Origin of the sequence: Caballeronia sp. S22, assembly GCF_964261745.1 — a bacterium.
GTDB classification, from domain to species: domain Bacteria; phylum Pseudomonadota; class Gammaproteobacteria; order Burkholderiales; family Burkholderiaceae; genus Caballeronia; species Caballeronia jiangsuensis.
In genome coordinates, this window is the sequence record NZ_OZ180035.1 from 2,199,006 (window position 1) to 2,218,306 (window position 19,301).

General features: G+C 64.5%; 16 protein-coding genes. 12 read left to right on the forward strand and 4 right to left on the reverse strand.

From position 1 onward, the window contains the following. The 3 genes from ACEN42_RS10340 (at window position 1) to ACEN42_RS10350 (ending at window position 7,895) form a co-directional block, all read left to right on the forward strand. A complete protein-coding gene (locus tag ACEN42_RS10340) occupies window positions 1-3,120 on the forward strand; it encodes an MdtB/MuxB family multidrug efflux RND transporter permease subunit (protein ID WP_371879870.1) in 3,120 nt (1,039 codons plus the stop codon). Between the two features lie 3 nt (window positions 3,121-3,123). After that, window positions 3,124-6,459, forward strand: coding sequence for an efflux RND transporter permease subunit (locus ACEN42_RS10345; protein WP_371879871.1), 3,336 nt, complete (start codon window positions 3,124-3,126; stop codon window positions 6,457-6,459). Between the two features lie 743 nt (window positions 6,460-7,202). Then, entirely contained in the window at window positions 7,203-7,895 is a 693-nt protein-coding gene (locus ACEN42_RS10350; protein WP_371879872.1) for an SDR family oxidoreductase, read from the forward strand. Here ACEN42_RS10350 and kdpE read toward each other — a convergent pair. The 4 genes from kdpE to ACEN42_RS10370 are packed head-to-tail and all read right to left on the reverse strand — an operon-like array spanning window position 7,871 to window position 10,798. Then, the gene (kdpE, locus tag ACEN42_RS10355; protein WP_238210239.1) at window positions 7,871-8,569 is read right to left on the reverse strand and encodes a two-component system response regulator KdpE; all 699 of its coding nucleotides are present in this window, start codon (window positions 8,567-8,569) and stop codon (window positions 7,871-7,873) included. The two genes, ACEN42_RS10350 and kdpE, sit on opposite strands and share 25 nt — an antisense overlap. A gap of 48 nt (window positions 8,570-8,617) precedes the next feature. Next, on the reverse strand, window positions 8,618-9,592 hold the full coding sequence (locus tag ACEN42_RS10360; RefSeq protein ID WP_238210237.1) for a quinone oxidoreductase: 975 nt from the start codon (window positions 9,590-9,592) through the stop codon (window positions 8,618-8,620). Between the two features lie 24 nt (window positions 9,593-9,616). Beyond that, window positions 9,617-10,003 carry a methylglyoxal synthase gene (locus ACEN42_RS10365; protein WP_035510424.1) on the reverse strand — a complete coding sequence of 129 codons (387 nt, stop codon included), beginning with the start codon at window positions 10,001-10,003 and terminating at the stop codon, window positions 9,617-9,619. Between the two features lie 15 nt (window positions 10,004-10,018). Then, window positions 10,019-10,798, reverse strand: a complete 780-nt coding sequence (locus ACEN42_RS10370) for an SDR family oxidoreductase (RefSeq protein WP_187609441.1) — start codon at window positions 10,796-10,798, stop codon at window positions 10,019-10,021. Between the two features lie 241 nt (window positions 10,799-11,039). On the opposite strand from ACEN42_RS10370, the gene upp reads away from it, so the two are divergent. The 9 genes from upp (at window position 11,040) to rng (ending at window position 19,197) form a co-directional block, all read left to right on the forward strand. After that, window positions 11,040-11,693 carry a uracil phosphoribosyltransferase gene (upp, locus tag ACEN42_RS10375; RefSeq protein WP_035510419.1) on the forward strand — a complete coding sequence of 218 codons (654 nt, stop codon included), beginning with the start codon at window positions 11,040-11,042 and terminating at the stop codon, window positions 11,691-11,693. A gap of 341 nt (window positions 11,694-12,034) precedes the next feature. Then, entirely contained in the window at window positions 12,035-12,763 is a 729-nt protein-coding gene (locus ACEN42_RS10380) for a YebC/PmpR family DNA-binding transcriptional regulator (protein WP_187609442.1), read from the forward strand. A 258-nt stretch (window positions 12,764-13,021) separates the two neighbouring features. Then, a complete protein-coding gene (gene purD / locus ACEN42_RS10385) occupies window positions 13,022-14,323 on the forward strand; it encodes a phosphoribosylamine--glycine ligase (RefSeq protein WP_371879873.1) in 1,302 nt (433 codons plus the stop codon). A 138-nt stretch (window positions 14,324-14,461) separates the two neighbouring features. Next, window positions 14,462-15,421, forward strand: coding sequence for an oxygen-dependent coproporphyrinogen oxidase (gene hemF / locus ACEN42_RS10390; protein WP_187609444.1), 960 nt, complete (start codon window positions 14,462-14,464; stop codon window positions 15,419-15,421). Beyond that, window positions 15,412-16,122 carry a nicotinate-nucleotide adenylyltransferase gene (locus tag ACEN42_RS10395; protein WP_371879874.1) on the forward strand — a complete coding sequence of 237 codons (711 nt, stop codon included), beginning with the start codon at window positions 15,412-15,414 and terminating at the stop codon, window positions 16,120-16,122. Before hemF ends, ACEN42_RS10395 begins: the two co-directional genes overlap by 10 nt. Before the next feature lie 2 nt (window positions 16,123-16,124). Continuing rightward, window positions 16,125-16,565 (forward strand): ribosome silencing factor, encoded by a 441-nt coding sequence (rsfS, locus tag ACEN42_RS10400; RefSeq protein WP_371879875.1) that lies wholly within the window; start codon window positions 16,125-16,127, stop codon window positions 16,563-16,565. A 14-nt stretch (window positions 16,566-16,579) separates the two neighbouring features. Then, entirely contained in the window at window positions 16,580-17,050 is a 471-nt protein-coding gene (rlmH, locus tag ACEN42_RS10405; protein WP_035510408.1) for a 23S rRNA (pseudouridine(1915)-N(3))-methyltransferase RlmH, read from the forward strand. A 55-nt stretch (window positions 17,051-17,105) separates the two neighbouring features. After that, entirely contained in the window at window positions 17,106-17,720 is a 615-nt protein-coding gene (locus ACEN42_RS10410; protein ID WP_187609447.1) for a nucleoside triphosphate pyrophosphatase, read from the forward strand. A gap of 7 nt (window positions 17,721-17,727) precedes the next feature. Beyond that, window positions 17,728-19,197, forward strand: a complete 1,470-nt coding sequence (rng, locus tag ACEN42_RS10415) for a ribonuclease G (RefSeq protein WP_035510405.1) — start codon at window positions 17,728-17,730, stop codon at window positions 19,195-19,197. Window positions 19,198-19,301: the final 104 nt, after the last annotated feature.

Genomic DNA, 19,301 nt, shown 5'->3' on the forward strand with positions numbered 1-19,301 from the left:
ATGAACCCATCTCGCATTTTTATTCTGCGTCCGGTCGGCACGGCGCTCCTGATGGCGGCGATCATGCTGGTCGGCCTCGTCGCGTTGCGCTTTTTGCCGCTCTCGGCGCTGCCCGCCGTCGACTATCCGACGATCCAGGTCCAGACGTTCTATCCGGGCGCGTCGCCGGACGTGATGACATCGAGCGTCACCGCGCCGCTCGAAAAGCAGTTCGGGCAGATGGCGAGCCTGAACCAGATGTCGTCGCAAAGCTCGGCGGGCGCATCGGTAATCACGCTGCAGTTCAGCCTCGACTTGCCGCTCGATATCGCCGAGCAGGAAGTGCAGGCGGCGATCAACGCAGCGGGCAACCTGCTGCCGTCCGATCTTCCCGCGCCGCCGATCTACGCGAAGGTGAACCCGGCCGACGCGCCGATCATGACGCTCGCGGTGAGCTCGAAAACACTGCCGCTCACGCAGGTCCAGGATCTCGCCGACACGCGCCTCGCGCAGAAAATTTCGCAGGTCGCGGGCGTGGGTCTCGTATCGGTGAGCGGCGGCAATCGTCCCGCCGTGCGCATCCGGGCGAACACGCGCGCGCTCGCATCGTACGGCCTCAACATCGACGACCTGCGCACGACGATTTCGAACCTCAACGTCAACACGCCGAAGGGCAACTTCGACGGCCCGACGCGCGCCTACACGATCAACGCGAACGACCAGCTCACCGACGCCGACGCCTACAAGAGCGCGGTGGTCGCCTATCGCAACGGCCGCCCGGTCATGCTGACGGACGTCGCGACCATCGTGCAGGGTCCGGAAAACACGAAGCTCGGCGCGTGGGTCGATGCGACACCCGCGATCATCCTGAACGTGCAGCGCCAGCCGGGCGCGAACGTGATCGCGGTCGTCGACGGCATCAAGAAAATCCTGCCCCAGTTGCAGCAGGCGCTGCCGGCGGCGCTCGACGTGCGCGTCGTGACGGACCGCACCACAACCATTCGCGCATCGGTGCGCGACGTGCAGTTCGAGCTCGCGCTCTCCGTCGTGCTGGTCGTGCTGGTGATCTATCTCTTCCTCGCGAACGTCTACGCGACCATCATCCCCAGCTTGTCGGTGCCGCTCTCGCTCGTCGGCACGCTCGCGATCATGTATCTGTGCGGCTTCTCGCTCGACAATCTCTCGCTGATGGCGCTGACCATCGCGACAGGCTTCGTCGTCGACGACGCCATCGTGATGATCGAGAACATCGCGCGCTACGTCGAGGAAGGCGAACCGCCGCTCGAAGCCGCGTTGAAGGGATCGAAGCAGATCGGCTTCACCATCATCTCGCTGACGGTTTCGCTCATCGCCGTGCTGATTCCGCTGCTCTTCATGGGCGACGTGGTCGGCCGCCTGTTCCACGAATTCGCGATCACGCTCGCGGTGACCATCGTCATTTCGGCGGTCGTCTCGCTCACGCTCGTGCCGATGATGTGCGCCAAGCTTCTGCGCCACACGCCGCCGAAGGAAAGCAAGCGCTTCGAGGCGCGCGCGCACCAGTTCATCGATTACGTGATCGGGCGTTATGCGGTCGCGCTGACCTGGGTGCTGGAGCGTCAGCGCGCGACCCTGTTCGTGTTCGTGCTCACGCTCGTTTTCACCGCCGTGCTGTACGTCTACATTCCGAAGGGCTTCTTTCCGACGCAGGACACGGGCGTGATTCAGGCGATCACGCAGGCGCCGCAGGCGGCGTCGTATCAGGCCGTTGCGGAGCAGCAGCAGGCGCTCGCGCAGAAAATCCTGCAGAACCCGGATGTGGAAAGCCTGACCTCGTTCGTCGGTGTCGATGGCACGAACATCACACTCAATAGCGGCCGCATGCTCATCAACCTGAAGCCGCGCGACGACCGCAGCAACACGTCGAGCGACATCATCCGCAACATTCAGGGCGAAGTCGCGGACATTCCCGGCATCAAGCTCTACATGCAGCCGGTGCAGGATCTGACGATCGATTCGACCGTCAGCCCGACGCAATACCAGTTCATGCTGACGGACCCGAATCCGTCCGAATTCGCCGAATGGGTGCCGAAGCTCGTCGAGCGCCTGCAACACACGTCGGTTCTCACCGATGTCGCCACCGACCTGCAGCAAAACGGCCAGTCGGTGTTTATCGAGATCGACCGCGCGACCGCCGCGCGCTTCGGCATCACGCCCGCGACCGTCGACAACGCGCTCTACGACGCATTCGGCCAGCGGATCATCTCGACCATCTTCACGCAGTCGAACCAGTACCGCGTGATTCTCGAAGCGGAACCTTCCGACGCGCATTACAGCGACACGCTCAACGGCATCTACCTGCCCTCTTCCACCGCGAGCAACGGTCAGGTGCCGCTCTCGGCCATCGCGAAGTTCCATGAGCGCGCAGCGCCGCTGCTCGTCACGCACCTCGGCCAGTTCCCGGCGACGACCGTTTCCTTCAATCTCGCCAAGGGCGCGTCGCTCGGCGAAGCGGTGAAGGCGATCGAGCAGGCGAAAGAGGACATCGGCCTGCCCGCGTCGTTCCAGATCCGCTTCCAGGGCGCGGCGCTCGCGTTCCAGGCGTCGCTGTCGAACGAACTGTTCCTGATTCTCGCGGCCATCGTGACGATGTACATCGTGCTCGGCGTGCTGTACGAGAGCTTCATCCATCCGATCACCATTCTCTCGACGCTGCCGTCCGCGGGCGTCGGCGCGCTGCTCTCGCTGATGATCACCGGGCACGATCTCGACATCATCGGGATCATCGGCATCGTGCTTCTGATCGGCATCGTGAAGAAGAACGCGATCATGATGATCGACTTCGCGCTCGAAGCCGAACGCGACCAGGGCAAGTCGCCGCGCGAGGCGATCTTCCAGGCGTCGCTGTTGCGCTTCCGCCCGATTCTCATGACGACGATGGCCGCGCTGCTCGGCGCACTGCCGCTGATGCTCGGCTGGGGCGCGGGCTCGGAGCTGCGGCATCCGCTCGGCATTGCGATCGTCGGCGGTCTGATCGTGTCGCAATTGCTCACGCTCTTCACGACGCCGGTGATCTATCTCGGCTTCGATTCGCTCGCCCGCAAGCTGCGCGCGCGTTTTCATCGAGGCACGCCCCCGGCGCCGGCCAGTGAGGGACGCTGAGCCATGAACCTGTCGCGCATCTTCATCGCCCGGCCGGTCGCGACGACGCTGCTCGCCGTCGGCATCGCGCTCGCGGGCATGTTCGCGTTCGTGCGGCTTCCTGTAGCGCCACTGCCGCAGGTCGATTTCCCGACGATCTCCGTGCAGGCATCGCTTCCCGGCGCGAGCCCGGAAACCGTTGCGACGAGCGTCGCGAGCCCGCTTGAGCGGCATCTCGGCACCATCGCCGACGTGAGCGAGATGACGTCGATGAGCTCGGTCGGCTCGACGCGCATCACGCTGCAATTCGGCCTCAACCGCGATATCGACGGCGCCGCGCGCGATGTGCAGGCCGCGATCAACGCCGCGCGCGCCGATCTGCCGACCTCGCTGCGCCAGAACCCGACGTATCACAAGGTCAACCCCGCCGACGCGCCCATTCTCGTGCTCGCGCTCTCGTCGCCGACGCGCACGGCGGGCTCGCTTTACGACTCCGCCGCGACCGTCCTGCAGCAGACGCTATCGACGGTGCCGGGCGTCGGCGAAGTCGACGTGAGCGGCTCCGCGAATCCGGCGGTGCGCGTCGAGCTGGAGCCGGGCGCGCTCTTTCACTACGGCATCGGGCTGGAGGACGTGCGCGCCGCGCTCGCGTCGGCGAATGCGAACAGCCCGAAGGGCGCGATCGAGTTCAAGGGCACCCGCGTTCAGCTCTATACCAACGATCAGGCGAGCAAGGCTTCGCAATACAAGGATCTCGTCGTCGCGTATCGCAACGGCTCGGCGGTGAAGCTCTCGGATGTCGGCGAAGTGGTCGATTCGGTCGAAGACCTGCGCAACCTCGGCCTCATCAACAACAAGCGCGCGGTGCTCGTGATTCTGTATCGCCAGCCGGGCGCGAACATCATCGAAACCATCGACCGGGTGAAGTCGATGCTGCCGCAACTTCAGGCCGCGCTGCCCGCCGACGTGCAGATCACGCCGACCGCCGACCGCTCGACCACCATCCGCTCGTCGCTGCACGATACCGAGTTGACGCTCGTGATCGCGGTGGCGCTCGTCGTGATGGTCGTGTTCCTGTTTCTGCGCAACTGGCGCGCCACATTGATACCGAGCGTCGCCGTGCCGATTTCGATCATCGGCACCTTCGCGGCGATGTATCTGCTCGGCTTCTCGCTCGACAACCTCTCGCTGATGGCGCTGACCATCGCGACGGGCTTCGTCGTCGATGACGCCATCGTCGTGCTGGAGAACATCACGCGGCACGTGGAGAAAGGCGTGCCGCGCATGGAGGCCGCCATACTCGGCGCGCGCGAAGTCGGCTTCACGGTGTTGTCGATCAGCGTGTCGCTCGTCGCGGTGTTCCTGCCGATCCTGCTGATGGGCGGCATCGTCGGGCGGCTGTTCCGCGAGTTCGCGCTGACGCTTTCGCTCGCGATCGGCGTATCGCTCGTCGTGTCGCTGACCGTCACGCCGATGATGTGCTCGCGCCTTCTTCAGGAACCGCACGACCGCAAGGAAGAAGGCCGCGTCGCGCGCTGGCTGGAACGTCAGTTCGACCGCATGCAACGCGCCTACGCGCGCACGCTCGGCTGGGCGCTCGCGCATCCGCGCACGATTCTCCTGGTTTTGCTCGCGACCATCGGGCTGAACATTTATTTGTACGTGATCGTGCCGAAGGGCTTTTTTCCGCAGCAGGACACGGGGCGCATCGTCGGCGGCATTCAGGCGGACCAGAGCACGTCGTTTCAGGCGATGAAGGTCAAGTTCGCGGAGATGATGAAGATCGTCGAGGCGGACCCAGCCGTCGATAGCGTCGCGGGCTTCACCGGCGGGCGTTCGACCAATTCGGGCTTCATGTTCATCTCCCTCAAGCCGAAGAGCGAGCGCAAAGTGTCCGCCGATCAGGTGATCAACCGTCTGCGCAAGCCGCTCGCGGACGTCGCGGGGGCGCGCACGTTCCTGCAGGCGGTGCAGGACATTCGCGTGGGCGGGCGGCAGTCGAACGCGCAATATCAGTTCACGCTGTTGTCCGACACCACATCCGATCTCTACAAGTGGGGGCCGCTCCTCACCGACGCGCTGCAAAAGCGCCCCGAGCTCACCGACGTCAACTCCGACCAGCAACAGGGCGGCCTCGAAGCGATGGTCACGTTCGACCGCTCGACGGCCGCGCGTCTCGGCATCAAGCCGGCGCAGATCGACAACACGCTCTACGACGCGTTCGGCCAGCGTCAGGTCTCGACCATCTACAACCCGCTGTCGCAGTATCACGTGGTGATGGAGCTCGCGCCGAAGTACTGGCAGGACCCGGAGACGCTCAAGCAGCTCTACATCAGCACGTCGGGCGGCACGGCGAGCGGTTCGGCGTCGACGCAATCGACCACGACGTCCGGCACGACCTCGACCGCATCCACTGCCGCGACCGGATCGACCGGCGCGGGCGGAGCATCGACGAGCACGAGCGACACCACGGCCACCCTCGCGCTCGCCGCGGTGAAGAACTCCGCCACCAACGCGATTGCGGCGACGGGCAAGAACGGTTCGTCGTCGGGCGCGGCGGTATCGACATCGAAGGAAACGATGGTCCCGCTGTCGGCCATCGCGAAGTTCGGGCCGGGCAATACGCCGCTTTCCGTGAATCACCAGAGCCAGTTCGTCGCGTCGACGATCTCGTTCAACCTGCCGCCGGGCAAGTCCCTGTCCGACGCGACCGCCGCGATCTACGAAACGATGGCCGAGATCGGCGTGCCGCAGACCATCCACGGCAGCTTCCAGGGCACGGCGCAGGCGTTCCAGCAATCGCTCAACGACCAGCCGCTTTTGATTCTCGCGGCACTGGCGGCGGTTTATATCGTGCTCGGCATTTTGTACGAGAGCTACATTCACCCGATCACGATTCTTTCGACGCTGCCGTCCGCGGGTATCGGCGCGCTGCTCGCGCTGCTGCTGTTCAAGACGGAGTTCAGCATCATTGCGTTGATCGCGGTGATTCTGCTGATCGGGATCGTGAAGAAGAACGCGATCATGATGGTCGATTTCGCGATCGAGGCGACGCGGCATGGTGCGCAGACGCCGCAGGACGCGATTCGCGAAGCGTGTCTGTTGCGCTTTCGCCCGATCATGATGACGACCGCCGCCGCGTTGCTCGGCGCGCTGCCGCTCGCGTTCGGCACCGGAGAGGGGTCGGAGATGCGCGCGCCGCTTGGGATTGCGATTGTTGGCGGGTTGATCGTTAGTCAGATGTTGACGCTTTATACGACGCCTGTTGTTTATCTTTATATGGATCGGTTTCGTATTCGTGGCGAGGCGCGGCGTGCGCGGCGGCAGGGGGGCGCGCGGCACGCGAATGCGGCGGAGTGAATTGCGGTTTTTCTTCGCCGGATCCCGGTATCGCGGTGGTCTATTAGCACTGCCCCTCCCCGGGGCGGGGGTCACTTTCTTTGCTGCTGCAAAGAAAGTAACCAAAGAAAGCAGCTCGTTTAAGCCCGCGGTCACACGCAGTTTGGCCATGCTTGCCAGCCGCCAATGGCACTCGCCTAAGTGTCGCCCCCAAAGGCCCAATCGGGCTTGGATCGCGCACGGTCTGACAAGCTAGTTGTGTTAGGGCGCTGGTTCAGCACCAAATAGCTTCGGCACAGCGCTACGCGCTGCCGTTGGGTATGCAAGGGAAACCATCGGAGAAGAAGCACACGCAAACCCGATTGACCGAACGGCCGCGAAGCGGGCCGGAGCTATTTGGTGCTGAACCAGTGAGTCAAGCGGCGCGATGTGTCAGACCGTGCGCGAGCCAAGCCCGGTAAGTCCTTCGAGGGCGACACTTAGGCGAGGGCCACAGCGGGCTGGCAAGCATGGCCAACGTGCGTGTGACCGCGGGCCTGAACGAGCTGCTTTCTTTGGTTACTTTCTTTGCAGCAGCAAAGAAAGTGACTGCCGCCCCGCACAGGGGCAGTGCTAATAGACCAACACGAAATCGGGATCCAGCGAAAAAACAAAACCAAAATTGCTGCAAACGCAAACACAACCCCCAGCGCGCCACGCAAAAATCGCCTACTTTGTCGGGTAAAGGCTAGCCACGAGCACCGTGGAAAAGGACCCCTCCCCGCATGAAAACGCCAAAGGTTCTGCTGATCGGCGCCCACGGCCGCACGGGCCGACTGATCGCGCAGCGTCTCCACACCGAATCCATACCCTTCCGCGCAATGCTGCGCAAATCCGCCCACAAGAGCGAACTCGCCGCGATGGGCGCCGAAATCGTCCTCGGCGATCTCACCAACGACTTCTCCCACGCCTTCGACGACATCACGCATGTAATCTACGCGGCCGGATCGGCGGAAACGGACACCGTGCACGAGCAACGCGCGATCGACCGCGACGCCGTCATGCGCACCGCCGACTCCGCAAAACGCCGCCGCGTGCAGCAGCTCATTGTCATCAGCGCGCTGTCAGCGTTCTACCCGGAGCGCAGCGGGTTCGCACTACGCCACTACTCGCGGATGAAGCGCGAAGCCGATGAATACGTCGCGCATCGCGGCGTGCCTTACGCGATTCTCCGGCCCGGACCGCTATCGGACGAACCGGCGCACGGCGCCATCGCACTCGCCGGCGAGCTCACGAAGCACAAGCCCGAGGTCTCGCGCGCCGACGTCGCGCGCATCGCGCTGCAATGCGTGACATGCGGCATCAACAACCGGATGATCGCGTTCGTCGGCGGCGACGAGCCCATCGATATCGTGCTCGATTCGCTCAGGCTCGACCCCGCGCGCACGATCCGTCACGCCGCGCCGACGAGCCTGTAGCCCACGCCAGTTTCCGTCACGATATGCTCGGGCTGCGCGGGATCGCGCTCCAGCTTCTGGCGCAGATGCGCCATGTAGATGCGCAAGTAGTGCGGGCTTTCCACATGCGACGGCCCCCACACCTCCACCAGCAATTGCCGATGCGTCAGCACGCGCCCCGCGTGCCGCACGAGCGTCGATAGCAGACGATATTCGATCGGCGTCAGATGCACGTTCTCGCCGTTCCTGACGACACGGCGCAGCGCGAGATCGACGCTCACGTCGCCGAACGCGACGACCGGCGTCTCCGATGCCTGCGCCTGATTGCGCCGCCGCAGATGCGCGCGAATCCGCGCCATCAGTTCCGAAACGCCGAAGGGCTTCGTCAGGTAATCGTCGGCGCCGGCGTCGAGCGCGGCCACTTTCTCTTCTTCCTGCGTGCGCGCAGACAGCACGATGATCGGCAACTCCGTCCAGCCGCGCAGCTCGCGGATCACGTCGATGCCATCGGTGTCCGGCAAACCGAGATCGACGATCACGAGATCGGGCTTGCGCGTCGCCGCCTCGACTAGACCCTTCTGCCCCGTCTCCGCTTCATGGACCGTCATGCCCTGCGCTTCGAGCGACACGCGCACGAAACGGCGAATCTGCTTGTCGTCCTCGATCAGGACGACGGTAAAGGACGGCTCGCTCATGGTTTTTTAGTTGCTCGTTATGGTGACGACCCGCCCTTCGGCGCGACTTCAGGGCAGGAGAATCGTCGAGCCGGTCGTCTTGCGCGCTTCGAGGTCTTCGTGGGCGCGCGCCGCATCGGACAAGGGGTAGCGCTGGCGCACGTTCGTCTTCACCTTGCCCGACGAAACGACTTCGAACAGTTCCGCCGCCATCGCATCGAGATCGCTGCGTTTGGCGATGTAGCTGAAGAGCGTCGGCCGCGTGAAATACAGCGAGCCGCGTCCCGCAAGCTCGGACGAATCGAGCGGCGGCAGCGGCCCCGACGAATTGCCGAAGCTGACAAAGAGGCCGAGCGGCGCGAGGCAATCGAGCGACGCGATGTACGTGTCCTTGCCGATCGAATCGTAGACCACCGGCACGCCCGCGCCGTTGGTGATTTCGCGCACGCGCTGCGTGAAGTTCTCGCGCGTGTAGACGATCGGGTAATCGCAGCCGTGCGCCTTCGCCAGTTCGGCTTTCTCGTCCGAACCGACCGTGCCGATCACCGTCGCGCCGAGCGCCTTGGCCCACTGGCACGCGAGCATGCCGACGCCGCCCGCCGCCGCGTGGATCAGCACGGTATCGCCCGCTTTCACGCGATAGGTCCGTCGCAGCAGATACTGCGCGGTCAGGCCTTGCAGCATGATCGACGCGGCGTCTTCATAGCCGATCGCATCGGGCAACTTGACCACGTATTCCGCCGACATCACACGCTCTTCGGCATACGCACCCGGCGGACGCGACGCATACGCGACGCGATCGCCTGGCTTGAACTGCGTGACGCCCTCGCCCACCGCCGTCACCTCGCCGGCGCCTTCCATGCCGAGGCCGCCGGGCAGCGGCATCGGATAGAGGCCAGTGCGGAAGTACACGTCGATGAAATTCAGCCCCACCGCATGGTGCTTCACGCGAATCTCGCCCTTGCCCGGCGCGCCCACGTCCACATCGACCCATTTCATGACTTCCGGGCCGCCTGCCTTGTCGAATCGGATTGCCTTGGTCATCGCTCGTTCGTCTCCTTCGGTTCGTCAGGCCCGCGCAAAACGCAGGCGCAGGTCGTCGAGAATCATGCGCGCCGTCGCGATGTTGGTCGCGCACGGCACGTTGTGCACGTCGCAAGCGCGCACGAGCGCGTTGATGTCCGGCTCGTGCGGCTGCGGAGTCATCGGGTCGCGCAGGAAGATCACGATATTCACGCGGCCTTCCGCCAGTTCCGCCCCGATCTGCAGGTCGCCGCCGTGCGGGCCGGAGAGCTTGCGCTCGATCTCCAGCCCGTGCGCCGCCGCGATGCGTCCGCCGGTCGTGCCCGTCGCAACGAGATCGCATTGCGCGAGCGTGTCGACGAACTCGCCCGCGAGCGTGACGATGTCGTCCTTCTTCATGTCGTGCGCGATCAGCGCGACGCGTGTGGTCATGTGCGTGGTCCTTGGTCAGTACGTGCCGGGGTAAGCGCCGCCGTCGATCAGCAGGTTCTGACCGGTGATGTAGCCCGCGTGCACGCTGCATAGAAACGCGCACGCACGGCCGAATTCCTCCGACGTGCCGAACCGTCCGGCAGGCAGACTCTGCGCACGGCGCGCGCGCATGTCCTCGATCGAGATGTTCTGCGCCTTCGCCTGCGCTTCCATCGTCACGGCGATGCGGTCGGTGTCGAAGGTGCCCGGCAGCAGATTGTTGATCGTGACGCCTGTGGACGCCACCTTGCGCGCGACGCCCGCGACGAAGCCCGTGAGCCCGGAACGCGCGCCGTTGGACAGGCCGAGCACATCGATCGGCGCCTTCACCGACGAACTCGTGATGTTCACGATACGCCCGAAGCCGCGCCCGATCATGCCGTCGATGGTCGCCTTGATCAGCTCGATCGGCGTCAGCATGTTGCCTTCCAGCGCCTTGATCCACATGTCGTGGGTGAAGGTGCGGAAGTCGCCCGGCGGCGGGCCGCCCGCGTTGTTGACCAGAATGTCGGGCGAAGGGCACGCGGCGAGCGCGGCGGCGTGGCCTTCGGGCGTCGTGATGTCGCCCGCGACCGTCGTGACGGTGACGCCGTATTGCGCGCGGATGTGCGCGGCCGTCGCTTCGAGCGTTTCCGCCGTGCGCGCGGTGATGACCAGATTCACGCCTTCGGCGGCGAGCGCCTCGGCGCAGCCTCGTCCAAGGCCCTTGCTCGCCGCGCACACCAGCGCGGTGCGGCCCGCGATTCCCATATCCATCGTCGATCCTCCAGTTTTGTTTATGCGTTGGTCGAACATGCGCGCCGTGGCGCACGCGGGTCTCATGTCTATCGCGCAATTCTAGAAGAATCGGGGCGGCAACGTCGGCGGCCGTATGGGACGAGGCGCGCGATTCTTCTTAGGTGCGGGCGGGCTTTTGGGTAAACTGTCGCCACTGTCGCTCCCCGAGCGTCGCAGGCAGAACATCACACGAGCAGGACGCGCCGCGCGCGCGAGACCCATGAAACAAGACAGCCGCTTTCCCAATCTCTTCATCCTCGATCACCCGCTGATCCAGCACAAGCTCACCCACATGCGCGACAAGGACACGTCGACGCGCACGTTCCGCGAGCTGCTGCGGGAAATCACGCTGCTGATGGGCTACGAAATCACGCGCAACCTGCCGCTCACGACCAAACGCGTGGAAACGCCGCTCGTCGATATCGACGCGCCCGTGATCGCCGGCAAGAAGCTCGCGATCGTGCCGGTGCTGCGCGCGGGCATCGGCATGTCGGACGGCCTGCTCGATCTGGTGCCGTCGGCGCGCGTCGGGCATATCGGCGTGTATCGGGCGGAGGATCATCGCCCGGTCGAATATCTCGTGCGCCTGCCGCCCGATCTGGAAGAGCGCGTCTTCATCCTGTGCGATCCGATGGTCGCGACGGGCTACTCGGCGGTGCACGCCGTCGACGTGATGAAGCGCCGCAACGTGCTGAGCGAGAACATCGTGTTCGTCGCGCTGGTCGCGGCGCCGGAAGGCGTCAAGGTGTTCCAGGACGCGCATCCGGATGTGAAGCTTTACGTGGCGTCGCTCGATTCGCATCTGAACGAGCATGCGTATATCGTTCCGGGCCTCGGCGACGCGGGCGACCGTCTGTTCGGCACGAAGAACTGAGCGTCCGTTTCATTCCGCGTTTTCGCCTTCGACCGCCGCGCCATCCGCGCGGCGGTTTGCGTTTACCGCCGCCTTTGCACGATTTCGCCGCGATTCGCCGGAATTTCACGCGGTTTCCATCATTTTTCCCGTTTCAGTCGGCGCGCAGCGGTTCTGGGAGCGCGCGCCGCCATGCTAAAATTTCGGTCTGCTCCTATTCGGGTAACGCCGGATCCGACGATCCGCGAGCGAACCCGCAGCCGCCGGAGAACCGCGGCGCGGACAGACACATTCGGCATCAAAGCAAGCACGACAGCACACTAGGCGCACGGCTCGACGCCCGAGCGCGATGGAGAAAGGTAATGGCGGGTCATTCCAAATGGGCCAACATCAAGCATAAGAAAGCCGCGGCCGACGCGAAGAAGGGCAAGGTCTGGACGCGCCTCATCAAGGAAATCCAGGTCGCGGCGCGCATGGGCGGCGGCGAGGCCGATTCGAACCCGCGCCTGCGTCTGGCCGTCGACAAGGCTTACGACGCCAACATGCCGAAGGACAACATCAACCGCGCGATCCAGCGCGGCGTCGGCGGCGTCGATGGCGCGAACTACGAAGAAATTCGCTACGAAGGCTACGGCATCGGCGGCGCGGCGATCATCGTCGACACGATGACGGACAACCGCACCCGCACCGTCGCGGAAGTGCGCCACGCGTTCTCGAAGTTCGGCGGCAACATGGGCACGGACGGCTCGGTGTCGTTCATGTTCGATCACGTCGGCCAGTTCCTGTTCGCGCCCGGCACGCCGGAAGACAAGCTGATGGATGCCGCGCTCGAAGCCGGTGCGGACGACGTGGTGACGAACGAGGACGGCAGCATCGAAGTGATCTGCCCGCCGAACGATTTCCAGAAGGTGAAGGACGCGCTCGAAGCCGCGGGCTTCAAGGCGGAACTCGCCGAAGTGACGATGAAACCGCAGACCGAAGTCGAATTCAGCGGCGACGACGCAGCGAAGATGCAAAAACTGCTCGACGCGCTCGAAAATCTCGACGACGTGCAGGAAGTCTATACAAACGCCGCGATCAACGAAGACTGAGCTTCGTATCGCGCGGGGCGCGGCGCAAACGAAAGCCGCCCCGCCCCCGCATGGAACATCTTTCGCTTCGGCTCGCATGCCGGAGCAGCGCCGCGCGATCTTTGCGGCGCGGCATCGCCCCTGGAAGGCGCGTGACGCAGCCGATGTCAGCGCGAGCCGCCTTCGCGACGCATCGACCGTCGTCATGCGCGCAAGTCAGGGGCCGTGCGCCCGCCGCTTTTTCTCAAGCCGCTTTTTGTCAGGATTTCGGGGATTCAAATGAAGTTACTCGTCGTCGGTTCCGGCGGCCGCGAACACGCGCTGGCCTGGAAGCTCGCGCAATCGCCGCGCGTGCAGATCGTCTATGTGGCGCCGGGCAACGGCGGCACCGCGCAGGACGAGCGTCTGCGCAACGTCGACATCACGGACCCGGCGGAACTCGCCGATTTCGTCGAGAAGGAGCATGTCGCGTTCACGCTCGTCGGGCCGGAGCAGCCGCTCGCCGCGGGCATCGTCAATCTGTTCCGCTCGCGCGGCCTGAAAATCTTCGGGCCGAGCCGGGAAGCCGCGCAGCTCGAAAGTTCGAAGGACTTCGCGAAGGCGTTCATGAAGCGCCACAACATTCCGACGGCCGAGTACGAAACCTTCTCCGACACCGCCGCCGCGCACGCGTATATCGACGCGAAAGGCGCGCCGATCGTCGTGAAGGCTGACGGGCTGGCGGCCGGCAAGGGCGTCGTCGTGGCGATGACGCTGGAAGAAGCGCACGCCGCCGTCGATTCCATGCTCGCCGACAACAAGCTCGGCGACGCGGGCGCGCGCGTCGTGATCGAGGAATTTCTCGCGGGCGAAGAAGCGAGCTTCATCGTGATGGTGGACGGCAAGCACGTGCTCGCGCTCGCGTCCAGCCAGGACCACAAACGCCTGCTCGACGGCGACAAGGGTCCGAACACGGGCGGCATGGGCGCCTACTCGCCCGCGCCGATCGTCACGCCGCAACTGCACGCGCGCGTGATGCGCGAAATCATCCAGCCGACGGTGCGCGGCATGGAAAGCGAGGGCATCCGCTTCACCGGCTTCCTGTACGCCGGCCTGATGATCGACGCGAACGGCAATCCGAAAACGCTCGAATTCAACTGCCGCATGGGCGATCCTGAGACGCAGCCGATCATGGCGCGCCTGAAGGGCGACTTCTCGAAGGTCGTGGAAATGGCGATCGACGGCAAGCTCGACACCGTCGATCTCGAATGGGATCGCCGCACGGCGCTCGGTGTCGTGCTCGCGGCGCACAACTATCCGGAGACGCCGCGCAAGGGCGACCGCATCAACGGCATTCCGGCGGAAACCGAGAATTCCGTCACTTTCCACGCGGGCACCACGCTTACCGACGGGAAACTCACGACCTCGGGCGGACGCGTGCTGTGCGTCGTCGGTCTGGCGGATTCCGTGCGCGGCGCGCAATCCGTGGTCTACGATACAGTCAACCAGATTTCCTTCGACGGCATGCAGTACCGCCGGGACATCGGCTATCGGGCGGTGAACCGCAAGCAATCGGCGGACAAGCCTGCCGACAAGCACTGAAGCGGCACCGCGCGGCTTGCGCCGCATGAGCCGACGCACTGCCGGACCTCGTGTCCGGCAGCGTGCTTTCCAGAGTTTCGAGACGAAGGGTTAACCCCCGCCCATTCATGGCCGCCTACAGGGCGCACGCAGCAATCGATGAGTGAACCGAACCGCAGCGCGGAACAACACAACGAACACGACGCAGCCCACGATATCGCAGCCGTCCGCGATTATCTGACGGGCCTGCAGACGCGCATCGCCGATGCCCTCGGCGCCTTCGACGGCACCGCCTTCGCCACCGATGCCTGGACCCGCGAGCCCGGCGCGCATCTGCGCGGCGGCGGCGTCACGCGCATTCTGGAAGGCGGCGGGTTTTTCGAGCGCGGCGGCATCGGCTTTTCGGACGTTCAGGGCGACGCGCTGCCGCCTTCCGCGAGCGCGGCGCGTCCGCAACTCGCGGGACGCGGCTTCGAAGCGCTCGGCGTGTCGCTCGTGATGCATCCGCGCAATCCGCACTGCCCGACCGTGCACATGAACGTGCGCATGCTCACCGCGACGAAGCCGGGCGAAGCGCCGATCTTCTGGTTCGGCGGCGGCATGGATCTCACGCCGGTCTACGGCTACGAGGACGACGCGCGGCATTTCCATCGGGTCTGCCGCGACGCGCTCGATCCGTTCGGCGCGGACCTGTATCCGCGCTTCAAGACGTGGTGCGACGAGTATTTCTATCTGAAGCACCGCAACGAGCAGCGCGGCATCGGCGGCATTTTCTTCGACGACTTCTCGGAGCCCGGCTTCGAGCGCTCGTTCGCGATGATGCGAAGCGTCGGCGATGCGTTTCTGAAAGCGTATCTGCCGGTCATCGAACGCCGCCGCGACACGCCGTATTCGGCGCACGAGCGCGAGTTTCAGGCGTATCGGCGCGGGCGCTACGTCGAGTTCAATCTCGTGTTCGATCGCGGCACGCACTTCGGCCTGCAAAGCGGCGGACGCACGGAATCGATTCTGATGTCGATGCCGCCCGTCGCGAACTGGCGCTACGACTGGCAACCCGAGCCCGGCACGCCGGAAGCGCGTCTCTACGAAGATTTCCTGGTGCGGCGGGAATGGCTGTGACCCAGGCCGCATCGGTCCGCGCGTCGTGCGCCAAGCGCGTCGGCCTGTTCGGCGGCACCTTCGATCCGATCCACAACGGGCATCTCGCGCTCGCGCGGCGTTTCGTCGAGTTGCTGCGACTGACCGACCTCGTGCTGCTGCCCGCGGGTCAGCCGTGGCAGAAGGCGGGCGTATCGGCGCCGGAGCATCGGCTGGCGATGACGCGCGCGGCGGCGGCATCGCTCGAACTCGACGGCGTGCAGGTCATCGTCGCCACCGATGAAATCGATCGCCAGGGCGACACCTATACCGTCGACACGCTCGCCCGCTGGCGCGAGCGCGAAGGCGCGGACGCATCGCTTTCGTTGCTGATGGGCGCGGATCAGCTCGTCAAGCTCGACTCGTGGCATCAATGGATGCGGCTCTTCGACTACGCGCATGTCTGCGTGGAGACGCGCCCCGGCTTCGATGTCGCGACGCTGCCGGCGGCGGTCGCGGCGCAAGTGCAAAAGCGCGCCGCGTCACCCGAAACACTGCAAGCGAGCCCGCACGGGCACGTGCTCATCGACGCGACGCTTCTCATCGACGTATCCGCCACGGCGATCCGCGACGAAGCGCGCACGATGACAGACGAACACGATGCCCGCGCGCAGGCCCGCGATCACGTCCCATCGGCTGTATGGGACTATATTGTTCAACATCACCTGTACCAGACACGGTAACCATGGAACTTCAGAAGCTTCAACGCGCGATCATCGACGGTCTCGAAGACGTCAAGGCGCAAGACATCAAGGTGTTCAACACCACCCATCTGACGTCGCTGTTCGACCGCGTGGTCGTGGCGAGCGGCACGTCGAACCGGCAGACCAAGGCAATCGCCAATAGCGTGCGCGAGAAGGTCAAGGAAGCCGGCGGCGATATCATCAGCACGGAAGGCGAAGAGATCGGCGAATGGGTGCTGGTCGATTGCGGCGACGCGGTCGTTCACATCCTTCAACCCGCGCTGCGCCAGTACTACAACCTCGAGGAAGTCTGGGGCGACAAACCCGTGCGCGTGAAGCTGCAAAAGCCGAACATGTTCGGCGGCGCGAACGTCACCGCCGATGAAGACGAGGACGAGGAAGACGACGCACCCGCGGTCAAACGTCCCACGCGCAAGCACTGAAGCCGCTTCATTCGATGAAGCTGGTCATCCTCGCCGTCGGACACAAGATGCCCGACTGGATCACGAATGGCTTCGACGAGTACGCGAAGCGCATGCCGCCCGAGCTGCGCATCGAGCTGAAGGAAATCAAGCCCGAGCAGCGCTCGTCGGGGCGCAATGCAGAAAGCGTGATGGCGGCCGAGAAGCAGCGCATCGAAGCCGCCTTGCCGAAGAACGCGCGCGTCGTCGCACTCGACGAACGCGGCCGCGACTGGACCACAATGCAACTCGCGAACGCCCTGCCCGGCTGGCAGCAGGATGGGCGCGATGTCGCGTTCGTGATCGGCGGCGCGGACGGGCTCGATCCGGCCGTGAAAGCGCGCGCCGAGCTGATGCTGCGCATATCGAGTCTCACGCTGCCGCATGGCATGGTGCGCGTGCTGCTCGCCGAACAGCTTTACCGCGCGTGGAGCATCACGCAGAATCATCCCTATCATCGCGCGTGAGGCTTTTTCGATGTCGGATCGAATGCCGTGCGCGCCATTCGAACCCGACTTCAAGATGCCGACTCATCCCTTCGTTTATCTCGCGTCTCAAAGCCCGCGCCGTCAGGAGCTGCTGCGTCAGCTCGGCGTGCGGTACGAACTCCTCCTTCCCCGTCCCGATGAAGACGCCGAAGCGCTCGAAGCCGAGCTGCCGGGCGAATCCGCCGATGCGTATGTCGTGCGCGTCTGCGCGTTGAAGGCGCACGCGGCGCGCGCGCGGCTCGTTGCGGGCGGCCATGCGAGCGCGCCGGTTCTCGTCGCCGATACCACCGTGACCATCGACGGCCTGATCCTCGGCAAGCCGCAGCATGAGGAAGACGCCGTCGCGATGCTCGAACGCCTCGCGGGCCGCGAGCACGAAGTGCTGACGGCGCTCGCCGTCGTCGATGCGGAAGGCGCGCTGCTCGAACCCGCGCTCTCGCGCTCGACGGTGCGCTTCGCGCGCGCCGATCGTGCTGCGCTGCAACGCTACGCCGCGTCGGGCGAGCCGCTCGGCAAGGCGGGCGCGTACGGCATACAGGGACGCGCGGCCGAGTTCATCGAGCGGATCGACGGGTCCTATTCGGGTATCATGGGTTTGCCCCTTTTCGAAACAGCAGCACTCTTGCGCGTGGCGCGCGTCGCATTCTAAACAGGCCATGAACGAAGAAATCCTGATCAACGTCACACCGCAGGAAACCCGCGTCGCACTGGTTCAGCAAGGCGCCGTTCAGGAACTTCACGTCGAGCGCACGCTTTCGCGCGGACGCGTCGGCAATGTCTATCTCGGCCGTGTCGTGCGTGTGCTGCCGGGCATGCAGTCCGCGTTCATCGATATCGGCCTCGAACGCGCCGCGTTCCTCCATGTCGCCGATATCTGGCATCCACGTATCGCGGGCGAGCCGCATTCGTCGGCGCCTCATGTGCCGATCGAGAAGATCGTCTTCGAAGGGCAGTCGCTGATGGTGCAGGTCGTGAAGGACCCGATCGGCACGAAGGGCGCGCGGCTGTCGACGCAGGTGAGCATCGCGGGCCGCACGCTCGTGTATCTGCCGCAGGAGCCGCATATCGGCATCTCGCAGAAGATCGAAAGCGAGGCGGAGCGCGAGGCCGTGCGCGCGCGCCTGACGGCCGTGCTGCCCGCCGACGAGAAAGGCGGCTATATCGTGCGGACCATCGCCGAAGACGCGACGAGCGAAGAGCTCGCGGCCGACGTCGCGTACCTGCGCAAGACCTGGGCGACGATCGTGGCTCAGGCGCAGCGCGTGCCGCCCACTACGCTGCTCTATCAGGACCTGAACCTCGCGCAACGCGTATTGCGCGATTTCGTCAACGACGAGACCACGCGCATGCAGGTCGATTCGCGCGAAACGTATCAGATGCTCGCCGACTTCGCGGCGGAGTTCACGCCCGCGGTTGCGCCGCGTCTTCACCACTACACCGGCGAGCGTCCGCTATTCGATCTGTACAACATCGAGGCGGAGATTCAGCGGGCGCTGTCGCGGCGCGTCGATCTCAAGTCCGGCGGTTATTTGATGATCGACCAGACCGAGGCGATGACGACCATCGACGTCAATACGGGCGGCTATGTCGGCGCGCGCAATTTCGACGACACGATCTTCAAGACGAACCTCGAAGCGGCGCATACGATCGCGCGGCAACTGCGGCTCAGGAATCTCGGCGGGATCATCATCATCGATTTCATCGACATGGAGAATGTCGAGCACCGCGATCAGGTTCTGTGGGAACTGAAGAAGGCGTTGTCGCGGGACCGGACGCGTGTGACGGTGAACGGGTTCTCGCAGTTGGGGCTCGTGGAGATGACGCGAAAGCGCACGCGCGAGTCGCTCGCTCATGTGTTGTGCGAACCGTGCCCGATATGCGAAGGCAAGGGTCAGGTGAAGACGCCGCGGACCGTGTGCTATGACGTGCTGCGCGAGATCATGCGCGAATCGCGGCAGTTCAATCCACGCGAGTTTCGGGTCGTGGCTTCGCAGCAGGTGATCGATTTATTTCTCGAAGAAGAGTCGCAGCATCTGGCCATGCTGATGGACTTCATCGGGAAGCCGGTTTCGTTGCAGGTGGAGAGTAATCTTAGCCAGGAGCAGTATGACATTGTGTTGATGTGAATGTCATCGTGTCTCATCCGGTGTCAATGGACGCCTGAAACCCCCGTAAATCCAAGCCTCTCTCGCTTTTGCCTGTGTCATCCCGTATCATCCTATCTCACTGA

What these genes read in the sequence shown, in the direction of transcription:
- ACEN42_RS10340 (WP_371879870.1), top strand. Translation starts at nt 1, where the DNA reads ATGAACCCATCTCGCATTTTTATTCTGCGTCCGGTCGGCACGGCGCTC.
- ACEN42_RS10345 (WP_371879871.1), top strand. Translation starts at nt 3,124, where the DNA reads ATGAACCTGTCGCGCATCTTCATCGCCCGGCCGGTCGCGACGACGCTG.
- ACEN42_RS10350 (WP_371879872.1), top strand. Translation starts at nt 7,203, where the DNA reads ATGAAAACGCCAAAGGTTCTGCTGATCGGCGCCCACGGCCGCACGGGC.
- kdpE (WP_238210239.1), bottom strand. Translation starts at nt 8,569, where the DNA reads ATGAGCGAGCCGTCCTTTACCGTCGTCCTGATCGAGGACGACAAGCAG.
- ACEN42_RS10360 (WP_238210237.1), bottom strand. Translation starts at nt 9,592, where the DNA reads ATGACCAAGGCAATCCGATTCGACAAGGCAGGCGGCCCGGAAGTCATG.
- ACEN42_RS10365 (WP_035510424.1), bottom strand. Translation starts at nt 10,003, where the DNA reads ATGACCACACGCGTCGCGCTGATCGCGCACGACATGAAGAAGGACGAC.
- ACEN42_RS10370 (WP_187609441.1), bottom strand. Translation starts at nt 10,798, where the DNA reads ATGGATATGGGAATCGCGGGCCGCACCGCGCTGGTGTGCGCGGCGAGC.
- upp (WP_035510419.1), top strand. Translation starts at nt 11,040, where the DNA reads ATGAAACAAGACAGCCGCTTTCCCAATCTCTTCATCCTCGATCACCCG.
- ACEN42_RS10380 (WP_187609442.1), top strand. Translation starts at nt 12,035, where the DNA reads ATGGCGGGTCATTCCAAATGGGCCAACATCAAGCATAAGAAAGCCGCG.
- purD (WP_371879873.1), top strand. Translation starts at nt 13,022, where the DNA reads ATGAAGTTACTCGTCGTCGGTTCCGGCGGCCGCGAACACGCGCTGGCC.
- hemF (WP_187609444.1), top strand. Translation starts at nt 14,462, where the DNA reads ATGAGTGAACCGAACCGCAGCGCGGAACAACACAACGAACACGACGCA.
- ACEN42_RS10395 (WP_371879874.1), top strand. Translation starts at nt 15,412, where the DNA reads ATGGCTGTGACCCAGGCCGCATCGGTCCGCGCGTCGTGCGCCAAGCGC.
- rsfS (WP_371879875.1), top strand. Translation starts at nt 16,125, where the DNA reads ATGGAACTTCAGAAGCTTCAACGCGCGATCATCGACGGTCTCGAAGAC.
- rlmH (WP_035510408.1), top strand. Translation starts at nt 16,580, where the DNA reads ATGAAGCTGGTCATCCTCGCCGTCGGACACAAGATGCCCGACTGGATC.
- ACEN42_RS10410 (WP_187609447.1), top strand. Translation starts at nt 17,106, where the DNA reads ATGCCGACTCATCCCTTCGTTTATCTCGCGTCTCAAAGCCCGCGCCGT.
- rng (WP_035510405.1), top strand. Translation starts at nt 17,728, where the DNA reads ATGAACGAAGAAATCCTGATCAACGTCACACCGCAGGAAACCCGCGTC.